The following is a 21707-nucleotide window of genomic DNA, read 5'->3' on the forward strand; positions in this document are numbered from 1 at the left end:
ACCTCCGTCCGCTTATCCTGTCAGCTTCGGACTGCCGAATCCCCGCAGCCACAAGAACCAGTTGGCTGCAAGCAATAGCGCAATATAAATCAATACACCAAAGCTAAACTGAGCGGCGATATAATGGAGCAGGCTAAATACCGCAAGCATCAGCATCAGACCTATCATCTTTAAGCTTAAACCCGTTTGCGCCGCTTCAAACCTTTCCGAAAACGGATAAGTACTCTTGTTGTCCACAACTGCAAAACAGATCACAGCGTAGGCAAGAAGTCCAAGGCCCGCCGCAAGCAGATCAGGAATGATTTCTGCGCCGAACAGCACCATAAAGCCGACGGCCTCAAGCGCATAGACCGGCAACAATAACCGTACGACCGCAGCGGTCAGCGTTCCCCGCTGAATCGGAATGGAACTGCTGACCGGTGCCGTGCGATAAATCCATGAGGCTTTATAGTTGCTTGAATACCGCAGCATCCAGACGAGACTCGGCATTAACAGGGCACAGCCATAGATGAAGAGATGGAGCTGGGTCCCCCGCAGGCTTGCCCATCCGTCCTGCATTCCCATCGTAAACAATAGGATCGGGGGAAAGATCAGCGAAAAGCCGAGATTTGGGTATACCTTCAGCTTGAATTCCCGTTCGCGGGCCATCATCCTCCAGGCAAAGTGAAAGAAAGCCCGCTCTTGCCCTTCCGGACATAGCACCCGTGCGAGTCTGTTTACCCATCTTCCCGCCCCTTCTCTTTGACTGGCGCCCGGGCCGGCCAGCTTCTGCAAATTCTTCTCCATGGATGGCATCATCAAGAGATAGATAACCCCCGCAATGACAGGAACCAGCACAGCAAGGCCTGAAGCAACTGCGATCTCGGTACGGTAGTCCCCTTGAAGCAGCATCTCGTAAGGAGCTCCGAACCAAATCGGCGGAATCAGGAAATGCCACCACTTAAATTGAATTACCGCCTGCAGATCTATAAAATCAAATACCCGGATTAATAGCTGATACCCAAGGGCGATACCGATCGTAAGTCCAATCTGCACGTAGTTGATCAGATCCTTCAAGCGCTCGCCGTCAAGCAAACGGAGCACAAGCAGATACAGCATCGCTGTCAGCGCAATGATCAACAGATCCATCAGCACAAGCTCCACTGCAAAGATCAGAAAGAAGCCCCACCCGTGACGGAACAGTCCAACACCAAGCGGAATGACGGCCAGCGCGCCCGTTAGAAAAAACAAATAGTAGAAAATATGCAGCGCCTTCGCCATCGCGATTGTTCTACGGTTCACCGGCTTGGTCTGTAGAATGCTTCGGTCCCGGACATCCAGCAGCACCGAAGAAAAATCCGAGATGAGCGAGGTCATAATCATAAACATTAAAATCCCGAACACAAAGCTCATTTGAAAAATATAATTGTCACCGTTCAGAACAAATAAGCAGGTAAATCCTCCAAAAATCAAATAGAGCCACAACGAGCCAAAGAACTGATTTCTATCCGGATCGCCATCTTTGGCATGTCGGTCCCGTTGGTTTCTTCCGGATTTGCCGACAATGGTCGGCGCCCTTCTTCCGTCCATCAACAGCTTGGTCTGCAAAATACGCCGCATCACGGGATAATCGATGTCCAGCTTCTCCAGCAGGCCCCCAAAACGATCCAGAATCTTCAAAAATTTTATTTCCTTCATTTGCTACACCTCTTGCACAATCGATACGAATCGTTCGGCGATCTCATGGTGTTCATTAAATCCCGTAATCTGATTAAAGATCTGCTCAAGCGAGCCCTGCAAATTCTGTCCCTTCAGCTCTTCAAAGCTCCCGTCAGCAGCAATTCTCCCGCCGTCCAGCAAAATGATCCGATGGCTGATTTTCTCGACGACCTCCATAATATGCGAGGAATAGAATATGGTCTTCCCTTGTGCAGCCAGGAGGGCCAGCAGCTCTTTGACGACCATTACGCTGTTCGCATCAAGTCCGCTGAGCGGTTCGTCCAGGAACAGAATATCGGGATTATGCAGCAGGCTCGAAATGATCAGTACCTTCTGCTTCATCCCTTTGGAAAAGGTAGAAAGCCGGGCATTCGCCGCATCTTTCAGCCCGAGCTGTTCCATCATGCGCCGCGCCTTGCTTTCGGCAGTCTCCATGGACAGGCCGTAAAGCTCTCCGATAAACGTCAAATATTCGCGGGCGGTCAGCGTATCGTAGATATCCGCGGTTTCCGGCACATAACCGATGCGTCTTTTGTACTCCGTATCGCCGTCAACAGGATTCGCCCCGCATACCCGCACTTCTCCCGAATAGCCTTCCACCAGTCCGAGCATGATCTTTACCGTCGTGCTCTTGCCGGCTCCATTAGGCCCGATATAACCGATAATTTGTCCGGGATAAGCATCAAAATCAATACCGTTCAGCACATATCGTTCTCCGAACCTCATCCGCAAATCGCGGATCCTGATGACGGGCTCCGAGCCTTCACCGTCGAACCGATAAGTCATTCTTCTCCACCCTTTCCGCATAAGTGAGTTTCCATATTTATCTAAACCTTTATTATGAAGGAATAACAGTAAAAAAGCACGGATTCCTATCACATTACGAACAAAAAAAGAACCGATCTTGGAAAGACCGGTTCTTCGAACATAATATTATGGCTGGGGCGGCTGCGGAATGAAGGAGGAAATATCAACGCCAAGCCCTTGGGCGAGCCGCATACCGTATTCGGTGTCGGCACGGAAGAAATTGCAGATCGCACGAAGCTGGATCTGTTCATTGGTTTGCCTCAGATCATTAAGCATATTCGCAATCAGATGATTGCGCTCCTCCTCGGTAAAGCTTCGGTAGAGCTCGCCGGCCTGGGTAAAATCATCGGTCTTCGCAATCTTCGCTCTCCCGATCATCCCGTTTACCGGAACCGCGCTGTCGTTATAGCTCGGGTCTTCCTTCGGGCTGCTCTCCAGACTGTTAGGCTCATAATTCACCGGCGAAGGGTCCTGCTTCACATTCATCAATCCGTCCCGTTGGTGGTTACGAACCGGCGCATATGGACAGTTGACTGGGATCTGCAAATAGTTGGCTCCCAGACGATAACGCTGCGTATCCGGATAGGAGAACAGGCGGCCCTGCAGCAGCTTATCTTCGGATGGTTCGATGCCCGGCACCAGCGCACTTGGCGAAAATGCCGCCTGCTCTACCTCCGCGAAGAAATTGTCCGGGTTCCGGTTCAACGTCATCGTGCCCACAGGGATAAGCGGATAATGGCTCTCCGGCCACACCTTCGTTGGATCAAGCGGATCAAAGCTCCACAGATCCAGGTCCTCTACAGGCAGCAGCTGTACATTCAGCTCCCACTGTGGAAAATCACCCTGTGCGATGTGGTCGTATAAATCACGCGTCGCATGGTTGAAATCACCGCCTTGGACCTCGCGGACTTCCTCCGCGGTCAGATTGCGAACCCCCTGTTTGGATTTCCAGGTGTATTTTACGTAGACGATCTTCCCTTCCGCATTAATCCACTTGAAGGCATGCACACCAAAGCCGTCCATTTGCCGGTAATTCGCCGGTGTTCCGTTGTTCGACATCAGCCAGGTCATCATATGCGTCGACTCGGGGCTCAGCGTCATGAAGTCCCAATACCGCGCCGGGTCCTGAATATTCGTGTCCGGGGAAGGCTTGAGCGAGTGCACCATATCAGGGAACTTGATCGCGTCCCGGATAAAGAACACGGGCAAATGGTTGCCTACGAGATCATAGTTGCCTTCCTCAGTGTAGAACTTAACAGCAAAGCCCCTAGGATCCCGAGCCGTCTCCGGGGAACCCTGCCCGTGGATGACCGTCGAGAAGCGGACAAATACCGGCGTCTCACGACCTGCTTCCTGCAGGAACTGCGCCTTTGTAAACTCGGACATACTGCGCTCGGCTACGAACACCCCATGCGCTCCTGCTCCGCGAGCATGCACAACCCGCTCAGGAATCCGCTCACGGTCAAAGTGGGCCAGCTTCTCCAGCAGATGATAATCCTCCAGCAGAGTCGGACCGCCTTGTCCCGCCGTCCGGGAATTTTGATTATCTCCTACTGGTGCTCCTTGGTTTGTGGTCATTCTGTTATTCATCTATTCATCACCCTCCGGTTAATATTATACTTAGACTTGATCTAAATTATGTTCCTATTGTAGCATCCCCTGCTACGCTGCTTCATGAAGCTTGCATGAGGGAAGGGTGAAGGATTGCGTGACAGCGCGGCATTCATTTTCATGTGTGGAGAACGCAAAAAAATCCCTCCCGGAGCAAGCAGCCGTCACTGCTTCACCGGGAAGGATTTTGATGTATAAGCGTTTAATTCGCATGAATTGATATGCACCTACGCATAGTAATAGTTGTATCCTTAAGAACGACTTAACTCGCCGACAAGGAGGAAGCCTCGACAATGGACAATCTGCATGATTTCGTGGAGAAGGTGCACGACAAGCAGGACAAGGATGCCAAGAACCGCAAGCAGGGCAAGGGCACCCCTTCCAGCCAATTGCCGAATAAGCAGCACGGAACCAAAAAGTAAACTTTTTCGTTCTACTTTGGCATAGCTTACCGATACCGATCAACGCGAAGGGCTGCTCCATTGGATAGGAGCAGCCCTTCGCGTTGATCCCGCCACTGCGAGCTAGTGATCGTAAAGATCCTCGCCGGAGATGAATTCATTGAGAACCTCATCGCCGGGTCCTTTATGATTCTTGATTTGGCTCAGCCGGCCTGCCCGGCCCTCTCCGCCGTTTCCTGACGGAGCATTCTGGCCGTTGCTGCTGCCATTTCCGTCCCGGCGGCTCTGCTTATCGCGCTTTCCCATTTTGCACCCTCCTGCCATGAATGTCTGCATTCAAGCAATAGGCTGTGACAGACGGAAAGATTTTATGCGCCGGTATTGAGGGACGAGGGGGGAAGCACCAAGCTGTGCTCCCTACTCCTTGATCGTTACCGTCACCGGCGACCATTCAGCAGTAACCACCTGGCCATGAACCGAAACACTGCCCTCCGGCGAAATATCCTTCTCCGTCATGATACCAAGGGCAATGGTGAAGCGATTGAACTTGATCGGCACACCGCTCTCCCGACGAACCTCCTGGCCGTTAACATAGAAAACAACCTCGTCTAATGCACGGTTGTACGTAATTTTGTACGTATTGAACTCGCGCGGCTTGAAGTCCGTATCCTCTTTGAACACGCAGAAGTATTTGGTCTTTCCGGTATCCGGTACAGTGACTCCCGGGAATTGAAGCACCGCATAGACACTGGCGTATTTATCATTGCCTGCAAAGAAGTCCAAGGCGGCTCCGGTTGAAAAATCAAGCAGATTCAGCGATACATAGCCGTCATACAGATCCCCTGGTGCGGTATTTTGTGTCCGGGCGCGGATTTGAAGCTCGAAGCTGACCTCGCCCTCCTCAGGAATGACGACCTCTTCATTCGAATAATACATGTGCTTGGCATTATCCAGAATTTGCACCTGATGATGCTGGCGGCTCAAGGGTGCCCGGACATACAGGATGCCGTTGCGCACAATAACGACAGCTTCCGGCTCGCGGTACTCCCAGAAGCTCCCGTCCGGCAGCGGGAAACCGCCTATTTTCCAGACTTGTCCCTCATTCAGAATCGTATGAAAGTCGCCGAATACTTTTACCTGTTCCATGTATGATAATCCTCCTAATTATATAAGTTGAACTAATGATTATACACGCGAGGCAACGTGTAAAGTGTTCTTACGATCGCTGTTGTTCGCGGATTTCTTGATTAAATTAACTCATCATAGAGTAGAAATCCGCTCACAAAGGCGAACGCTGTGCTTCTACAGAACACTTTACACTTATGCCTTTTCTGTGCAGTTATTTAGTTCAACTTATATAGTATTCCGTCCTACCTTCAAACAAGTGCCCTAGCTTACAGTTGGATCAAGCCCTGAACCAGCAATGCGGCCATCATGATAAGCCCGCAGCGGATAGAAGCTTGCAGAGAAGCTCCCATCAGCGGCAGATAAGCCGAAGAGGGATTATGCGCCCCGAGCCGCCCGTAAATGCGGTAAAGCGGAATCGCCGTCAATAACGCCAGCAACGCATACAATGGCACCAAGCCGATCACGGCGCAGAGGATCAGAAAGCCATAAGCGAGAAAGAGCAGCCATTTCGAGAAGCGCAGTGCCCGCTGTTCTCCCCACACGACAACCAGCGTATTCTTCCCTGCCTGCTTATCCGCTTGCCAATGCAGAAAATGATGATTAAATAAGAGCAAGGTTGTGAGCAGCCCGACAGGCATCGATAACAGCGCAGCCTCCCAGCTTAGGCTCCCGGTCTGCACATAATACGAGCCGAGAACAGGAAGCACTCCAAAGGACAGCAGAATCGCCACCTCGCCGTAACCCTTACCCCGGTACCCGAACCGGATCGGCGGTGCAACGTAATAATAAGCGATCAAACCGCCGAGAATGGCAAATACCATGACGATCCAGCCGCTAAAGAGGCTGAGTATGACACCGCTTAGAATCCCCAGGCCAAACAGGGACCAGGCCAACTGAGCAAATGCACGCTCACTCATTTTGCCCCCTGCCAAATAACCTGAATTGGTCGAGATGGCATCTGCCGTCTCCTGGGCCAAGCTATCCGCTCCGCTGCGGTAATCCCACAAATCGTTGATCATATTGGAGAATAAGTGCGCAGAGGCCGAGCCGATCAAGGTAAGTACGAATAGCCAGGGGTGGAACACTCCCTTCCACATAAATGCGCCAAGGGCGCCAAGAAAGACAGGAACCAGCATGACCGGAATGACCCGGAATCGGGATGCTTTCTTGAAGTCTGTCCATGTATTCAAGCCGAGTTCATCTCCCGTTTCGTAAAATAGAGTGTTAAAAATATCACACTCTAATTATAACTGAACTCCTCCGTGATGGAACGGGTAAATTTTGTCCGGTGGCATCAGCTCCTGGCCTGAACCAGGTTGCCTGTAAATTACACCCAAATCCTAGACTAAAGTCCAGCGATCATCTACCCTGGAGACGGAAGCATCCAGCCTTGGAATATAGTATTCTGTATTATATCCATTACATGAGTGAAGGAGTATGTCCATGCACCGAAAAAATTGGCTCGGCCCGGTATTGATTTTACTGGGAATCTATCTATTCTTTTTCCGCAAAGAGGCCATCGATGCCGGAACCTTATTCGGCACCTTCTGGGCTACGATGTTCATTATTCCGCTAGGCTTGTTCTTCCACTGGCTGTACTTCTCGCTAAACAACCATAGAACAACCGGGCTGCTCATCCCCGGCGGGATCCTGTTTACTGTCGGTGTCGTCTGCCAGATTGCCACGCTGTTTGACAGCTGGCAGTATTTATGGCCAGGCTTCCTCCTTGCTCCTGCCGTTGGTCTGTTTGAATTTTACTGGTTCGGAAACCGGAATAAGTGGCTGCTCATTCCGATCAACATCCTTGGCGGATTATCGGTATTGTTCTTCGCCGTCTTCTCCCTGGGCTCGCTCTACAACAAGACCATTCTAGGCCAGCCGCTGCTTGCGATCGCATTAATCGCAATCGGTGCCGGTGTGATGCTGTCTCCGAAGAAGAGAAAGTTTTAAAGTGCGAGTTCGGAAGATGGACTTCGAGGGCGAATGCAAGATTCGTTGCCAAGGAAAATGTGCAATAGCATAGGACAGTTAAACATCGGAGGCGAGTTAGAGGGACAACGTATGGAGGGTTGCTATGATCGCTGTTGTTCGCGGATTTCTATGATTGGACTAAGTTCTAACAAGGGAGAAATCCGCGAACAAAGGCGAACGCCCAAGCTTATGCTCCCGATGCAGCTTTCTTACAGAAAGCTTTTACTTCACAACCCTTCATACTTATGCCCTAACTACTTCGCCTCTGCAGTTTAACTACAATGAAGTTTGCGCATGGATGTGCCTAAGCTGCATTGCAATAACTGCACTGCTATTAACTTACCTCCTTGCGGCATACAAGCAGGAGACTATGCACAGCCTTGGGCTAAGCGCGAGTGGAAGCTTGCGCGGTAGCTTATGCACGACGTCATACCTACCGTGCCTAAAGATGCGCCTCCGCCTCACGATGCATCAGCCTTGCGCCGAAACTTTGCCTGTCCTGCCATACGGAGGTTTTCCTCCGAAATTAACTTGTCCCACTGGCATTCCAGTCTTGCTCCGAACCTCAATCGCTCTACAGGACGATATGAGCACCTCATTCTTCTGCTCATGCTCATCCGGTCGCGATTTAATGAAATTACTTCCCTTAAAATCTTCATTCGACGCACGAACCCACATTTAGTAAAAAAACTTACCTTAGATCGCCAGTAACTAACCAAACCCACGTTTTAGTCAAATTTAAGTACAAAAATTTCACTATATCCGCATTTCTAGCATTTCCACTGAATTTAAGGTAACTTTTTTCACTGCATGCCCGTAAGATTCATATTTCATGCGAACGACCGATCACCGTCATACTGCGAAACACTGCTACTTCGGGAGCATATGCTCGTAAGCGTTCGCCTTTGTGAGCGGATTCCTACAATTTCAGATTTTATTCAATCCAAGAAATCCGCAAACAACAGCGATCGTAAGCAACCTTCACACGTTACCCCCCGGAACGTAGAAACTACCCTTCCGCCCAAACCTGCCGCTCGGAGATTAGGGTCTGCCCGCTCCGGATAGCTTCGCCCATCAGCAGACTAAGATACTGATCCTGACAGGCCTCCGCCAGACTGTAGAATGCAGGCCCTCCGGCAGTATAGGCCGCCATATCCAGCAGGCATGAGGCCATGGCAAGCTCCTCGTCACTTAACCTTGCACCCGGAAATGGATTTTGATATACCCATTCTCCGCCAGCCAGAATCCCTTTATGGTAGTAGCCCTCCAGATCCCCGGCTTGCCCGGCATCCACGCGCTGCATTTGAGTCGCTACAGGTGTGCGGTAATCCTTCAGGTAACGGATCTCCGTCCCTTCCAGTTCTCCTCGATACCCTCGAATCAGAACCCGATTTCGCCGGATTGCCGAGAAATACTGGTCATAGGAAAAGTCATAGACTGCGCTCTTGCCGCCAAACTTCAGCAAAGCGAGATCCTGCCTCGAATCCACCAGCAATTCCTCGCTTGGCAGCCCTGCTCTTCCCGGACCTTGAACAATTGGACTGATCAACTGCTCACCGGATATTTCCGCCTCTTCGAAACCGACGCCGAGCAGGTGGCGGATCAGACTAATGCCATGATAGCCGTGTCCGGCAGACACCTGAACATGCGATACCCCGCCAAGCCTTCCCGACTTCACCACAGCTAACCGGGCCGCATGAAGGGGCTGGCGAATGAACTGCTCCGCGACCTGGATTCCCTGACCGGAATGCGTCCGCTGATATAAATACCGTAATCCCTCCAGGCTGTCCGCAGGCGGCGTCTCCGTCAATACAGGAATTCCGGCTTCCGACAACCGAATAATATACTCCGGGGCCGCACTGCGAGATAAAGACACCACGGCAAAGTCAAATGCTCTTCGCGATAGAAAGCCCTCCAGATCCGAGGTAGCCTTTACGCCCCATTTCAATTCCATTTCCCGGGCCTTCCGGCTATCCCGCATCCACATTTCACCAATCTCGAACAGCTCAGGTAAAGCCTTGGCAATCCTAAGGTAAAATTCCGAGCGCCAGCCTCCTCCCAAAATCCCGAAGATGCGCTTTCCTTGTCCTCCTGCTATCCCTTCCTGCATCCGTCTCATCTCCCTTACTCATCAGAGTCCTTCTATTCATTCTAGTGGTTGATCATGAACGCCCATTTATAGAATATTCAATCCGACTATGGCTCAGAGCATAAATAGCAAGGCCAGAGTCAGGATCACAATCCGGCCTGCCGAGATCAGCACGAAGTTCTGAACCGCCAGCTTGAATGTAAATTGCTTGACCGGATGATCAGCGAATTTGATTATATTTTTTCGAATAGGAATCAGCGTAGCAAGTGCCAGAATGACCAAAAGAAAAGGCACCTTCAACACGATCAATACGATCAGGTCGATATAGGAGACATAATACAGCCAGCCAAATAATCGAATGGCCCTTGGTCTGCCAATATAGACTGGCAGGGTATACCGTCTGTTCTCGATATCATCCTCAATATCGCAAATATTGTTCGCCAGCATAATGTTGGCAATTCCGAAAATAGCCGGGATAGAGATCAACAGGATCAGCAGTGTCTCCAATAAATCCACATGCAAGGTCACCGTCAGGCGCTGAAGATCCAGATCAAGACTTGCCAGCTTGTCCTCTGCGTGAATGTAGACAGAGACGAAAGGAATGACAAATCCCATGAATAATCCCGAGAAGATCTCGCCTAACGGCATCCGGGAGATGGCGAGCGGTCCGAAGGAGTACAAAATGCCGACGGCAAAGGATAAACCTCCCAGCAGCAGAAGCAGCCAGCCCGTCTCCATGAACAGCCACAAGCCGGCTCCGATCGCGAGGACAAGCAATACAGCAATGATTGCCGCTACTCCCCTAGGGTTCATATGGTATTGAACGATGGCATTATGTACTTCGTATCCGTAGCCATGCTTGCGCTTGGCTTTCATATAGTCATAGTAATTATTAATAGCCGTTGTGGCCATATCAAAGCTCAGCAATGAGATGAGCATTAACGCAAAATGCAGAAAATCAAAGTCCCCAAACCGAAAGACGGCATACAACGTCCCCAGAATGAAGGGAATGACGCTGGCAACCTTCGTCTGGATCTCAACCAGCTTTAAGTATTTTACAATAAACATAAATGATGTCTCTCCTTCTCTCTCTTGATCCTCTCGCAGCTTAGTTTATTATATTGTATTTACTCCCGGGGATGTCAGAACATCGCGAAAAAAAAGGAATCCTCTTGCTCCATGTAGAAAAGATTGTAGAAAGATCCGTCATCCTAGGGGGCAATTTAGGTATGTTGCTGCATAAGAAGAAATATCTTCCTCTACTTCTGGCGGGCTGGTTCGCCGCCTTGGCGGCCTTGGCCCTTGTCCTTGAAGCAAATGAGTTGCACCTGATTTTCGGCATATCTCTGGTCTTCACCAATATTGTGCTCCTGATGATGATCCGGTGCTACGGATTATATCTTGGGCTGCCTATCGCTGTTCTTGTGTACGGAATATCTATCTGGGGCATGGGAGCTCCTTATTTCCGCGCGGTCTTCCTGCTGGAGCTGATCGCTGTCGGCTTGCTGCTGCGCCAATTCAAGAAGGATGCGATGCTGCGGGCGGATAGCTTGTTCTGGCTATGTATTGGAGGACCCTTAATTCTGGCTGTCTATTTCGTAAAAGACCATAGCATTTCTGTTGAATGCTGGTTAATGATTTTCGTCTCGGTAACCAATGGTTTAGCAAACGTGATCGTTGCTGATATTCTTCATAAATACTTGCCTCTCGTGCAAATAAAAAAAGGCTTCACGATTCGCGAGGTTCCGTTAACCTTCAGCAAAATCCTCTTTCAAATCATTAGCGTCTGCATCGCTCTGCCCTTTCTATTCTACGCTGTGAACAACAGCCGTACCGCGGAGAACTCCGTCTCCAGCTATGCTGACCAACTGGCATCCAATACGGCCCAACATATAAAGATGGATATCAACAGCAGCGATATTTCCTATGCAGATGGCGTGTTAAGCCTCAGCCCGCTGCAGGAACAGGAACTAAAATCCCTTATTGAGCGCTACAGCTCCAGGGACAATTACCGAATCATCTTAAGCGGACCACAGGATGAAATTATAGCGGATAGCGCTCCTCTGTCCGGCGGCGGCGAAGCAAGCTCGTTCCTTGCTTCAGATATGATATATTCCCTTAACCAACCGTCCGATTTGTATCTCTCCGAGCAGAAGGCAAGGATCATAATGCCTATGGAAAGATGGGATGGCGCACAATATATTTCTCACTCAGATTTGAAACCGCTTCCCTTTAAGCTGACCATTCTGGTTCCTTTAGCTCCATACCGAGCGGATATCTATGCTCAGCACCTGAACCAGTTTCTATTTCTCATATTGCTGTTCGTCTGTGCTTCTGCCGTAGGCAAACTATTAACCCAGCGGATTCTCCGCAGCCTGGTTCAATTGACCACGCTGACGACCAATCTGCCTGACAAGCTCGTCTCCTCCCAACAGGTGACGTGGCCTAAAAGCCGGATTTATGAGGTGCGTTCACTCATTCTCAACTTCCGTATGATGTCCAACAAGCTGGTTCATATGCTTCAGGACTCTCTGCAGAATAACCTGCTGCTGGAGGAGCAAACCGCTCGGCTGATCAAGTCGGAGAAGAAGCTCCATAAGCTGGCTTACTATGATATGCTGACCGATCTGCCGAATCGGCTGCATTTCAAGGAATATACACGTTCACTGAATCTGGATAGCGACAAGGAGCCACAACAGCCCTTCGCGGTCATGTTTGCGGACCTGAACCGATTCAAGCAGGTGAACGATACCCTCGGGCATTCCGTAGGCGATCTGCTTATCAGCATGGTATCCGCCCGCTTCGCTGCACTTGTATCGGAGGCATGCAAGCTGTTCCGGTTGAGCGGGGATGAGTTCCTGTTCGTGCTTCATTATGAGGATATCCAGGATGTGCAGGAGGTGGCACAGCAAATCTGCCAGCTGCTTGAGGAACCGTTCGACATCGGAGGACGGCCGCAGTATATCACGGTAAGCGTGGGCATTAGCGTCTACCCGTTCGACGGCTTCAGCATGGAACAAGTCATGCGCAACGCCGATATTGCCATGTACGTAGCCAAAGAGCAGGGGGACGGCCTCTACCATTTCTATGACAACTTAATCGAAAATGAGCGGGCAGAGAGTATGCAGCTAGAGGCGGATCTTCGTCGTGCCCTGCGCGGCGGTCAATTCCGTCTCTACTATCAGCCAAAGATCGACGCCTCTTCCCGAGAGATTATCGGCGCCGAAGCCCTGCTTCGTTGGCTGCATCCGGATTTTGGCTCCGTGCCTCCGGACAAGTTCATTCCATTGGCAGAAAATTCGGGCATTATCCTGGATATTGATGAATGGGTGCTCCGTGAGGCTTGCCGCCAGAACAAGCAATGGCAGGATGAAGGGCTGGCGAGATTCCCTGTCGCCGTGAATATCTCAGCCAGACATTTTTACCAGAACAATCTCATTCCCATGATTACCCGCACCCTTCGCGAGACTGGACTGGAGCCGCAATATCTCGTATTGGAAATCACCGAAGGCATGCTGATCCGCAATGTGGAATACAGTGTGAAGGTGCTGGAGGAATTACGACAGATGGGAATTCATATCTCGATGGACGACTTCGGGACGGGCTACTCGTCGCTAAGCCAGCTCGATCGTCTGCCATTATCGGAGATGAAGCTTGACCGTTCGTTCCTTAGCGGTCTGCTCGAAGATTCGAGGAAGTCCTCGATTGTGCGGGCAGTCATTGAGCTTGGGCATCACATGGATCTTCAGGTTGTTGCCGAGGGGATTGAAGCGTCCGAGGAGCTGGAGTATTTGACTGAGCTGGAGTGTGACCAATTTCAGGGATACTTTTTCAGCAAACCGCTGCCAAGCAATGAGTTCATCATGTTCGTAAAGCACTGGATTGCTTAACCATTGCGGCCTGGAAGGCGATCAGCTACAATTTATTCAGGTACTACATACACAACAGGCGGGAGGTTCTACGTTGCTGAACTCCATTGCACGAGAAGACTGGATCGGTGCTGTTATCTTTTTGGGAGTGCTGATTGTCGTATCCTGGATTAATTTGCGAAAGATGAGCTCGGGCAAGTATGATTATAAAGCCTTGCGCAAGCGAGGGCTTATGTGGACAGAGATCTCTGTTCTGCTCTTCATGCTTCAGCTTATTCTTCGTAAAGGGGATAACCGATTCCTTGTTCTGCTCGGGATGCTTGTCCTATTTGCTGCCGGCCAATGGCTTGGCGCGATCTACTATGACCGCAAGCTTGGCAACCGGGATTAGATAGAACTCCCGCAACGAATACAGCCTTGAGACGGACCGTCTCAAGGCTGTGCTGTTGCTGGCGCCTGTGTAAGTATCCTCGGGTTATCTTGCAATTTCGCTGATTTCAGTAAATATCGAGTATTGATTCCGGCCTTCCCTTTTCGCCTCATACATGGCCTCATCCGCTCTGCGAATCATACTGTCGAGATCACAAGGACCGCCTTCATATGCACAGATGCCAATACTCGGAGTGGCAATAAGAGAGCGTCCCATATAATAGAACGGACGAGACAGGCTTTCGATGATCCGCTCCGCCACTCTTGACGCATCCCGCGCATCACTGCCTACCAGCAGCAGTAAGAACTCGTCTCCTCCCAGGCGGCATACCATATCCGAGTCACGAATGACTACCGTCAGCCTTCCGGCAATTTCTTTAAGAAGCATATCTCCGGCACTATGGCCATAAGCATCATTTATCTCTTTGAAATTGTCCAGATCAATGAACAACACGGTGAGCTTCGTTATCCCTTCTTCAATACAACGCTCAAACTGCATATTGAACAGCGTCCGCTTAGGCAGTGTCGTTAATTCATCATGATAGGCGAGGTACGCAACCCGATCCTCCAATTGTTTGCGTTCGGTAATGTCGATGATGACCCCATCCAGTCGCTCCAGATGCCCATAATCATTGTGATGAGGTGTACCCCGAACCTGAACCCAGCGATAATAGCCGTCCACTCGCTGAATGCGGCATTCAATCGTGACGCTTCGTTGATTAATGAGCAGCTCTTTCTGTGCCTGTGCAATCAAATATTGATCCTCCGGAATTACAATTCCCGTCAAAGCGAGATAGCTGGTTCGAAAGTGCTCTACCGGATAGCCCGTAATCTGCGATATTCCCTCCGATATAAGAACACTGTCCTCTTTCAGATCAAGCGTCCAGGTAGCGATATCCACACTATCGAGCACATGGCCAAGCTGCCTTGCATTTTGCTGTGCTCCCCTCCAGATCGACTGCATGAGCTTCGTAAAAAGAACAGCGAAAGTGCATGCAAACAACCCATAAATAATGAAATAGACCACATCCGTCTTCTCTGTGCCAGGGAACAAGTCATCATGCTTCATTAGAAACAGATAACTGGAGGTAACCATATACAGGATGGCCGACAGAAGAGTAGCTTTCAAATTCATATAGAGCAGCGTAATCATCGGGAGCATTCCCAGGAAGATCATATTGACGACAAAGGGATGTTTGATCGTTAGAAACAGGAAAAAGGTATACAGCGCGGTAATCAACAGGAGCATCGTGGCTTCCGGTGCTATGCGCCGCATAATCAGGAACGTTAAAACAACGCCCAGCAGCAGGCCTACCGGCGGGTTCAGTACATATGCATTTTTATCGACAATCAAGTTCACTGCGACAGCAATAATATAAAAGCTCCAAACAAGCTTGATCATCAGCATATTTCTGTGCTGAATTTCATGCAATTTACTCATTCCCCTAGCCACACTCTCTCAAATAAATAGTATAAAAGAACTAAGTGCTTCCTTCTATATTACACCTTTGGGAATTATAAGGGTAGTTTTTTATATGTCTGCACAGCAAAAATCGGATACACCCCGTGTATCCGATCGCCAATCCGGTCTCTATCTGAAGCTTTCTTTTTCTGCCGCCGTTGGATTATAAGCCGCGGCAACCAGTCCTTCTACTAAATGGCGAGCACGGCTGACTACGCCTGCAGCTTCGACATTTTCCTGTTGAATAAGGTAGACTGCGTAATCCAATTCATAAAATCCTGATAAATCTACTTTGAAATTTGTTTCCCAGAAATTATTCATCGCCCAGGAATACAAGACCTCTTTATTTTTCCGCGCGCTTTTCTTATTACACAATTCGACAAGACTGCTTTCCAATGGGCCAAATGTCACAAGCGGCGTATCTTTCATGGACACGAAAAGATGATGGTTCTTGTTTTTTAGACAGAAGCCACTATCGAGTAAATAAAAGGATGTATTCGTGCCCGGTAATTGGTCAACTCCCGGTTTAAAAACCGAGCCTGACTTTTCGAAATAGCAGTCTGTTTCTGCTGGGGAGCCATAAGTAAACGGCAAGGATACATAAAGATTCTCAGGCGCCCACTCCATACTCTTTTGCAGACGAACAGTCGCATCGATCTGTGGAGTCCTCTTATAAACAGTCAGTATCACATCATACATTTTAGTCCCTGCCAATGTATAGGACAGCAGCACTTTAGCAAATAAAGGGCCGTCCTCCAGTTGCCGAACATTAGTTAATTCCGCTTGCTCCCGCAAGGTTGCAGGCGCCTTGCGGTTCCTCCCCATGCGACTCCGAACCATATATGGACTCGGATCATTTGGCGTCACTTCGTAAACCCCTGAGAACGGGGCATGGATTGCATTCGGATGAAGCAGCTGCGCGTCCGTGGTACGATCAACAATCGAGGTAATGCCTTTACCGGGTTCGATGGTTACCTTTAAATGATCCGTTTTAATGCCATAGACAGAAACATCATGTGAGAATCCGTCGTACGGGGCAATGTCTTCAATGCGTTCTGCTCCAATATGGGCATGGTTGTAGTATTTGGTATCTATTTTTTGCACGACTTTTCTTCTCAAACGCACAATGCGTTCTTCCTTTGGCGCCATATCCAGATAGAACGAAACCTTCTTCCCCCGTGAGCTATGCGATACTTGCGAATCAATCACAGCCCCTGTAGCGCAATCTACCACTTCCACAAAATCATTTAACAAAGTGAAATATGAATCATCTACCGTTTGCCAATGCTGCACATAGACACTGGTCAAAGCATGCACCGGTTCATCATGCGGATTGATGACCTTAAAGAAACTCTCGCGGTCTAACTGATTAGGCGCTTCTCCGTAAGCTTCTAGAATATCATCTAAATGATTCGCCATTAATCGATGGCCGTTAATGGCATAGGCGGATTTGCGCATATCCAATAGGTTGACAAAGGCATCCCAGGGCTCCGAGACAGATGAGTGAAACCCCCACGTATGCTCGGCATACATCATAAGCTGATCCTCTGCCGCTTGCAGCTGCTCTTGGTCAGCCAACACACCGGTCGGATCCAACTTGTTGATCAAGCGATAATTACGTTGCGCTTCACGATACAGCTTTACTCCGGACGGGGTAGAGCCGACTCCATCCGCCCACCAGTCGGGCCAATCTCCCTTGTAGGTTGGAATGCTTAACTCTCTTTTTCTCAATTGTTCAAAAAATTCATTCAGCGTGACTAATTCGACTGTAATCCTCTCGCCATGCAACCGATTCCAACGATGGATGCCCTCCATCATACGGGGGCTGGTAGGCGAATTATCCGTGACGATCCCGCTGATCATCGCCGGGCAAAAGTCAAATTCATACCCTTCCTCTTCTAAAAGTTCAAAGAACTCGAACACACGCGATTCCGTGATTTTCAGCTGGTCCTCCCAATCTTGCTCGGAAAAACCTGCAACGCCGTATTGTTTGCTTTGGTCGGAGTTAGGAATGAACAAGAAATCGTTTCCTATTTGATAGTGGTCCCCGTTCCAAACCAATAACTTGTTGCCGTCTTGCGTCTCCCACCAGAAAGGAGTCTGTTTTTTAAATAGCGGAAACATTCCATGATGGGTATGCAGACATGAAAAGAAATTACGGATGCCATTTTGATACATCGCCTCTGCGTAGCCCCACGAAAAGCCGTTGATATCCGCAGTCATCGCCGAATCAAAGGTTCGATCAAATCGGCTGACATAATCTCTCGCCGCTTTAAACTTTTTATTCAAAATCGCGAAATCGACTAATTCTGTCAGATTCAAATACGTTAACGAAATATCGATGAAGCCGCGCTGAACATACTTTTCAAAAGTGACGATTTCTTCGGGTGCCGCTTGCGCTAAAAATTGTTCTACTTGCCAGTAATTCTCACAGGTATACTTATACCCTTCCCACTGCGGTGCTTCCCCGTTCTCGATCTTCTCCAGGAAACGCAGCGCGCTTCGGATATAATGCACATGGTAACGGCTGATTTTTTCTTGTCTATCGGTGTATCCAATATCCGTATGTGAATGATGAACCAAGTACAATATTTTTTTAGACATCTTCTTCTCCCCTTGTCTGGTCTAAAATAATCCTATACAAACCCTTTAGTGTGGATTTCGCGGGATCCTCCGACACTCTGACGTTTGGCTGAACAGGTTGCAACTCTTGAAGCAGCGTTTCTTTGAATAAAGGCATGCTCTTGCTAAGTTGACCCCCAAAGACAATTTCCTCAGGCTCAAAAATTGCTGTAAATGACGATATTCCCTCACCGATTAACTGACCAAAGGCTTGAAAAATGGCTGCCGCTTCCTTATCGCCGTCCAACGCAGATTTCGCTAATTTCTTTCCATTTTCAAATGGATAGTTCTTGTCTTCTGCTAGTTGTCGCAACCCATTGACAGAAAGATACTCATCCAATACCCCTTCTTTAAATGGTGTATCATAAAGCATCCCTTCCGCATTCAAACCGTATCTGTGTCCAACGACACGGCCATGTTCAATAAAGGTCGAACCACAGCCTGTCCCCAAGGTCAAATAGATTCCCTTTTGAATGGATGAATTCGCATGATATTCCCCTAATGCAAAGCATCTTGCATCATTCCCGAAAATAATCGGTACCTGCGCTCGCCCGCTATTCTTTAGCCACTCCTGCACGCATTGTCTAAGATTTACCAGATAAAGAGCGTCGTATTTTCTAAAATCCTGCATCAAGCTAATGCCGTTTTCGTAGTCGAATGGTCCGGGAAAAGCAAACCCGATCGCTTGTAATCGATCTTCTCGCTGTTCGATTTTCTCGATGGTTTTCAGCAGTAGTTTTTGCAAATGCTCCAAAATTACCAATTTTGTCTCGCTGGCAAGAGAGGGAACATGGCGACTGCTGGAATAAAGCCATTGGTTTCCTGCCAATGCATTGATTTTAATCTCCGTGCCCCCTACATCTAACAACAAATAACATGGTTTCATCCTGCACCTCGATTTCTACCGAATAAACGCTTTTATCGTTCTGCAAGTTTTCCCAGCCGATTTTCCCGTCGGTGTGACGCGGTACCGTTGAATCGTTGCCGGTAAAATCACCGTTTGGGCATAGTGAACCACAAAAGGAGCAAATGATCCATCCAGGCTTTCAATCGTTACTTCCTCGCCCTCGACTAAATTCAATACGTTGACGCCTTGATGGTTCAGATGATCGACGGGCTGCGAAAAGGTATGCCGCCGTGTTTCAATCCATTCCAGCTCGTGCAGTCCCGTTCTTTCTTCTTGCCAACCTTCTCCTTCTGCAACAACAACGAATTGATTGATCAATTCCCTCCTCACAAACTCTTCATCCCGGCGCATATCCAAATTGGGTTCACCATGATTCAAATGAACCGCTCGCGGCTTGCCGTCTAAATCAACCCGTCCCCAATCCCATAGCTTAAACGTGAATCGATTGGGTGTTGAACTGATTTCCAATACGACGCTATTTGCGCCGCTGGAATGTATGGTTCCTGCTGGAATTAGATAATGATCATGCTTGCTGATCGGTTGCTGATAAATAAATTGCTGATCATCAAAAGGTTCTTCACCAGCCTCTGCCCGCTTAAGCGCAGACATAACAGCTTCTTTTTCGACCCCGTTTTTAAATCCCAGATATATTTTCGCTCCTTCCTCAACATGCAGAACATAGTAACTTTCATCCTGCGTGTAAGGTACGCCGAAGGTATCCTGGATATAGGTCAATTTCGGATGAACCTGTAAGCTTAAATTTTGCCCCCCAACGGTATCCAGAAAATTAAAGCGAATTGGGAATTCCGCCCCAAACCGTCCGAAGACACGAGGGCCCAACACTTCCTCTCCGTTAAAGAACATAAGATTGTTTGCCGGTGTTTCAAAGGCCGCCGCACCAAAGTCCAGCAGCAAGCTGTTCTCTTCAGGCACGCCGTTAAAGCACCAAGCTAAGTTCACTTCTTCTTTTCTAAAATCAAACGTCTCTTGCATCCAATGTCCGCCCCAAACACCAGGATCAAAAAACGGAACAAGTGAAAAGGGTTGTCTCGAAACTTCTTCTAATGCCTTAAAATAACTGGATGCGGTCAGCAACACCGGCTCAGCTTTATGCGTGTCGAGCACATAATCAGCTTTGGGGAGCGCCTTTTTTTTCTGTCGGTCTGCTACTTGCCATTCAAAGAAATAACCGCGTTTGGCCATCTGCAGCCAATCCTCGCCGGCATTATGTGCTTTCCAGTTCGGGAATTTTCCCGATCGATATCGGGTTTGAATTTCCCAGCGTGATAAATCCGCATAAATCAACAAGTCCGGGGCTGTAACGAGGCTGGCACCCACACCATAAATCAGAACTAAACCAGGTCTCGCCCCGGCAATTTGCCTTTGAACAGCTGCCAGTTTAGCCGAATCAACGAACTCTTCCATGCAGTGGTTACTCATCACACCAAAGACGCGGTCACTCGTCAAATTGCGCGTAATCATTTGCTCAAACGATGCATCATCTACAAAAACAGCATCACTATGAATGACCAGGTCCGGCGACAAAGGCTGGATCAATTTTTCAAGCAGCTCTCGCTCATCTACGACAGGATAATTTTCAATTGTTATGACATTAAGACTTTTAGCTTTCACTTCTTGTATTATTTGTTGAACAATGACATCATAACGAAAGAACACCTGATGCTCATCCTTGACCTTGACGGCAGGATAGAAATCATATTTCATTCTGCAATCCCCTTTGATTTATATTCCACTTACACGATAACATGTTCACACCGTGTTTTTTGTCTATTTTTAAAGCCTTGATATCAAGCCTTATCCCCTATTGTTATAACAATAGGACAAAAAGGAGCCTAAAGATGAAACAGCAACCGACTTCCGAACCCTTGTATATCCAAATCGCCAATATTCTCAGAGAAAATATCCGGACAGAAAAGTGGGTAGAAGGACAACGCATTCCCACTGAAATGGAATTGTGCGACATTTATCATGCGAGCCGTATCACAATTAGAAAAGCTATTGACGAGTTGGTGCGAGATAATCTATTGATTCGCAAACGCGCAAAAGGAACCTTCGTCAATCGCTTCTCGCCAGAAAATGCGGACTACTTTACTATGGTCAAGAGTTTCACGCAAGAGCTGTTGGAACAAGGAAAACTCCTAATAACGATGAAAGCGGAAGTTAAAAGGATTCCAGCCGATTATCAAATCGCCAAGTATTTAAAAATAAATCCAGGCGAAGACGTTCTCCTGTTAACTCGCATCAGGGGATCTGATGATGATTTCCTGGCTTACTTCAAAACATACGTCCCTTATCGACCTGGTTTCTCCCTGTCTCCGAAGGATTATTACGGGTCATTTTATGAGTATTTGAAGACGTTTCATATCGTTATGAATAAGGAAAGCGAATATGTAGAGGCCATGCTCGCCAATAGCGAACTTCAGCGAATATTAAAAATGACCAAGCATGAACCCGTCTTAAAAAGAGTTCGTTTCACCAGCTCTTCCGCTTCTCAATTTCATGAATACACCGAGTGCTATTACATTGGGAAGAAATATAGATACTATTTAGACTTTTCGAAAAAGTAAATCAGGACCACCCGTCCAACGGGTGGTTTGCTCTTGGGGTATAACCCCCTGTTGCCAAACTGCGCCTAAAGACGCTAGCCTGACAGCAAATCTGTTCAGGCTCAGTGTTATTTGTCTCTTTCACT

17 protein-coding genes are annotated in these 21707 nt (G+C 48.6%); 5 read left to right on the forward strand and 12 right to left on the reverse strand.

Going from position 1 to position 21707, the window contains the following annotated elements; all coding sequences use genetic code 11:
• Nucleotides 1–12: 12 nt before the first annotated feature.
• From KI362_RS09665 to KI362_RS09675, 3 genes are all read right to left on the reverse strand, one after another.
• Complete coding sequence (locus KI362_RS09665) at nucleotides 13–1677, reverse strand: hypothetical protein (RefSeq protein ID WP_301626789.1); 1665 nt, start codon at nucleotides 1675–1677, stop codon at nucleotides 13–15.
• Between the two features lie 3 nt (nucleotides 1678–1680).
• Nucleotides 1681–2484: an ABC transporter ATP-binding protein gene (locus KI362_RS09670; protein WP_044481180.1), complete on the reverse strand. Its 804-nt coding sequence runs from the start codon at nucleotides 2482–2484 to the stop codon at nucleotides 1681–1683.
• Between the two features lie 147 nt (nucleotides 2485–2631).
• Complete coding sequence (locus KI362_RS09675) at nucleotides 2632–4095, reverse strand: catalase (protein ID WP_301626791.1); 1464 nt, start codon at nucleotides 4093–4095, stop codon at nucleotides 2632–2634.
• Nucleotides 4096–4409: 314 nt separating this feature from the next.
• On the opposite strand from KI362_RS09675, the gene KI362_RS09680 reads away from it, so the two are divergent.
• Entirely contained in the window at nucleotides 4410–4538 is a 129-nt protein-coding gene (locus KI362_RS09680) for a DUF4023 family protein (RefSeq protein WP_044481183.1), read from the forward strand.
• 102 nt (nucleotides 4539–4640) lie between these two features.
• On the opposite strand, the gene KI362_RS09685 is transcribed toward KI362_RS09680, so the two are convergent.
• From KI362_RS09685 to KI362_RS09695, 3 genes are all read right to left on the reverse strand, one after another.
• Nucleotides 4641–4823, reverse strand: coding sequence for a hypothetical protein (locus KI362_RS09685; RefSeq protein ID WP_044481184.1), 183 nt, complete (start codon nucleotides 4821–4823; stop codon nucleotides 4641–4643).
• 111 nt (nucleotides 4824–4934) lie between these two features.
• A complete protein-coding gene (locus tag KI362_RS09690) occupies nucleotides 4935–5663 on the reverse strand; it encodes a DUF6081 family protein (RefSeq protein WP_301626794.1) in 729 nt (242 codons plus the stop codon).
• 248 nt (nucleotides 5664–5911) lie between these two features.
• The gene (locus tag KI362_RS09695) at nucleotides 5912–6835 is read right to left on the reverse strand and encodes a prenyltransferase (RefSeq protein ID WP_301626796.1); all 924 of its coding nucleotides are present in this window, start codon (nucleotides 6833–6835) and stop codon (nucleotides 5912–5914) included.
• A 253-nt stretch (nucleotides 6836–7088) separates the two neighbouring features.
• On the opposite strand from KI362_RS09695, the gene KI362_RS09700 reads away from it, so the two are divergent.
• Nucleotides 7089–7595, forward strand: a complete 507-nt coding sequence (locus KI362_RS09700) for a hypothetical protein (protein WP_044481188.1) — start codon at nucleotides 7089–7091, stop codon at nucleotides 7593–7595.
• 1030 nt (nucleotides 7596–8625) lie between these two features.
• Here the strand turns inward: KI362_RS09700 and KI362_RS09705 are convergent.
• Both KI362_RS09705 and KI362_RS09710 read right to left on the reverse strand, forming a co-directional pair.
• Nucleotides 8626–9726, reverse strand: a complete 1101-nt coding sequence (locus KI362_RS09705; RefSeq protein ID WP_301626799.1) for a Gfo/Idh/MocA family protein — start codon at nucleotides 9724–9726, stop codon at nucleotides 8626–8628.
• A 93-nt stretch (nucleotides 9727–9819) separates the two neighbouring features.
• Entirely contained in the window at nucleotides 9820–10773 is a 954-nt protein-coding gene (locus KI362_RS09710; protein ID WP_301626801.1) for a 1,4-dihydroxy-2-naphthoate polyprenyltransferase, read from the reverse strand.
• A 161-nt stretch (nucleotides 10774–10934) separates the two neighbouring features.
• On the opposite strand from KI362_RS09710, the gene KI362_RS09715 reads away from it, so the two are divergent.
• Both KI362_RS09715 and KI362_RS09720 read left to right on the forward strand, forming a co-directional pair.
• The gene (locus KI362_RS09715) at nucleotides 10935–13595 is read left to right on the forward strand and encodes a putative bifunctional diguanylate cyclase/phosphodiesterase (protein ID WP_301626804.1); all 2661 of its coding nucleotides are present in this window, start codon (nucleotides 10935–10937) and stop codon (nucleotides 13593–13595) included.
• A gap of 73 nt (nucleotides 13596–13668) precedes the next feature.
• Nucleotides 13669–13965, forward strand: a complete 297-nt coding sequence (locus tag KI362_RS09720) for a hypothetical protein (RefSeq protein WP_044481193.1) — start codon at nucleotides 13669–13671, stop codon at nucleotides 13963–13965.
• 84 nt (nucleotides 13966–14049) lie between these two features.
• Here the strand turns inward: KI362_RS09720 and KI362_RS09725 are convergent, their stop codons facing one another.
• The 4 genes from KI362_RS09725 to KI362_RS09740 form a co-directional block, all read right to left on the reverse strand.
• Complete coding sequence (locus KI362_RS09725; RefSeq protein WP_301626806.1) at nucleotides 14050–15444, reverse strand: sensor domain-containing diguanylate cyclase; 1395 nt, start codon at nucleotides 15442–15444, stop codon at nucleotides 14050–14052.
• Between the two features lie 150 nt (nucleotides 15445–15594).
• Entirely contained in the window at nucleotides 15595–18069 is a 2475-nt protein-coding gene (locus KI362_RS09730; RefSeq protein ID WP_301626807.1) for a glycoside hydrolase family 38 N-terminal domain-containing protein, read from the reverse strand.
• Nucleotides 18062–18955 carry an ROK family protein gene (locus KI362_RS09735; RefSeq protein WP_301626809.1) on the reverse strand — a complete coding sequence of 298 codons (894 nt, stop codon included), beginning with the start codon at nucleotides 18953–18955 and terminating at the stop codon, nucleotides 18062–18064. The genes KI362_RS09730 and KI362_RS09735 overlap by 8 nt, the downstream gene beginning before the upstream one ends.
• 33 nt (nucleotides 18956–18988) lie before the next feature.
• Nucleotides 18989–20719, reverse strand: a complete 1731-nt coding sequence (locus KI362_RS09740) for a class I mannose-6-phosphate isomerase (protein WP_301626811.1) — start codon at nucleotides 20717–20719, stop codon at nucleotides 18989–18991.
• Nucleotides 20720–20853: 134 nt separating this feature from the next.
• Between KI362_RS09740 and KI362_RS09745 the strand changes: the two genes are divergently transcribed.
• Nucleotides 20854–21582, forward strand: coding sequence for a GntR family transcriptional regulator (locus KI362_RS09745; protein WP_301626813.1), 729 nt, complete (start codon nucleotides 20854–20856; stop codon nucleotides 21580–21582).
• Nucleotides 21583–21707: the final 125 nt, after the last annotated feature.

This window comes from Paenibacillus apis (genome assembly GCF_018333295.1).
Classification (GTDB): domain Bacteria; phylum Bacillota; class Bacilli; order Paenibacillales; family Paenibacillaceae; genus Fontibacillus; species Fontibacillus antibioticophila.

Bases quoted from the DNA above. Each gene is read 5' to 3' on its own strand.
- KI362_RS09665 (WP_301626789.1), bottom strand. From the start codon at position 1,677: ATGAAGGAAATAAAATTTTTGAAGATTCTGGATCGTTTTGGGGGCCTG.
- KI362_RS09670 (WP_044481180.1), bottom strand. From the start codon at position 2,484: ATGACTTATCGGTTCGACGGTGAAGGCTCGGAGCCCGTCATCAGGATC.
- KI362_RS09675 (WP_301626791.1), bottom strand. From the start codon at position 4,095: ATGAATAACAGAATGACCACAAACCAAGGAGCACCAGTAGGAGATAAT.
- KI362_RS09680 (WP_044481183.1), top strand. From the start codon at position 4,410: ATGGACAATCTGCATGATTTCGTGGAGAAGGTGCACGACAAGCAGGAC.
- KI362_RS09685 (WP_044481184.1), bottom strand. From the start codon at position 4,823: ATGGGAAAGCGCGATAAGCAGAGCCGCCGGGACGGAAATGGCAGCAGC.
- KI362_RS09690 (WP_301626794.1), bottom strand. From the start codon at position 5,663: ATGGAACAGGTAAAAGTATTCGGCGACTTTCATACGATTCTGAATGAG.
- KI362_RS09700 (WP_044481188.1), top strand. From the start codon at position 7,089: ATGCACCGAAAAAATTGGCTCGGCCCGGTATTGATTTTACTGGGAATC.
- KI362_RS09705 (WP_301626799.1), bottom strand. From the start codon at position 9,726: ATGCAGGAAGGGATAGCAGGAGGACAAGGAAAGCGCATCTTCGGGATT.
- KI362_RS09710 (WP_301626801.1), bottom strand. From the start codon at position 10,773: ATGTTTATTGTAAAATACTTAAAGCTGGTTGAGATCCAGACGAAGGTT.
- KI362_RS09715 (WP_301626804.1), top strand. From the start codon at position 10,935: ATGTTGCTGCATAAGAAGAAATATCTTCCTCTACTTCTGGCGGGCTGG.
- KI362_RS09725 (WP_301626806.1), bottom strand. From the start codon at position 15,444: ATGAGTAAATTGCATGAAATTCAGCACAGAAATATGCTGATGATCAAG.
- KI362_RS09730 (WP_301626807.1), bottom strand. From the start codon at position 18,069: ATGTCTAAAAAAATATTGTACTTGGTTCATCATTCACATACGGATATT.
- KI362_RS09740 (WP_301626811.1), bottom strand. From the start codon at position 20,719: ATGAAATATGATTTCTATCCTGCCGTCAAGGTCAAGGATGAGCATCAG.
- KI362_RS09745 (WP_301626813.1), top strand. From the start codon at position 20,854: ATGAAACAGCAACCGACTTCCGAACCCTTGTATATCCAAATCGCCAAT.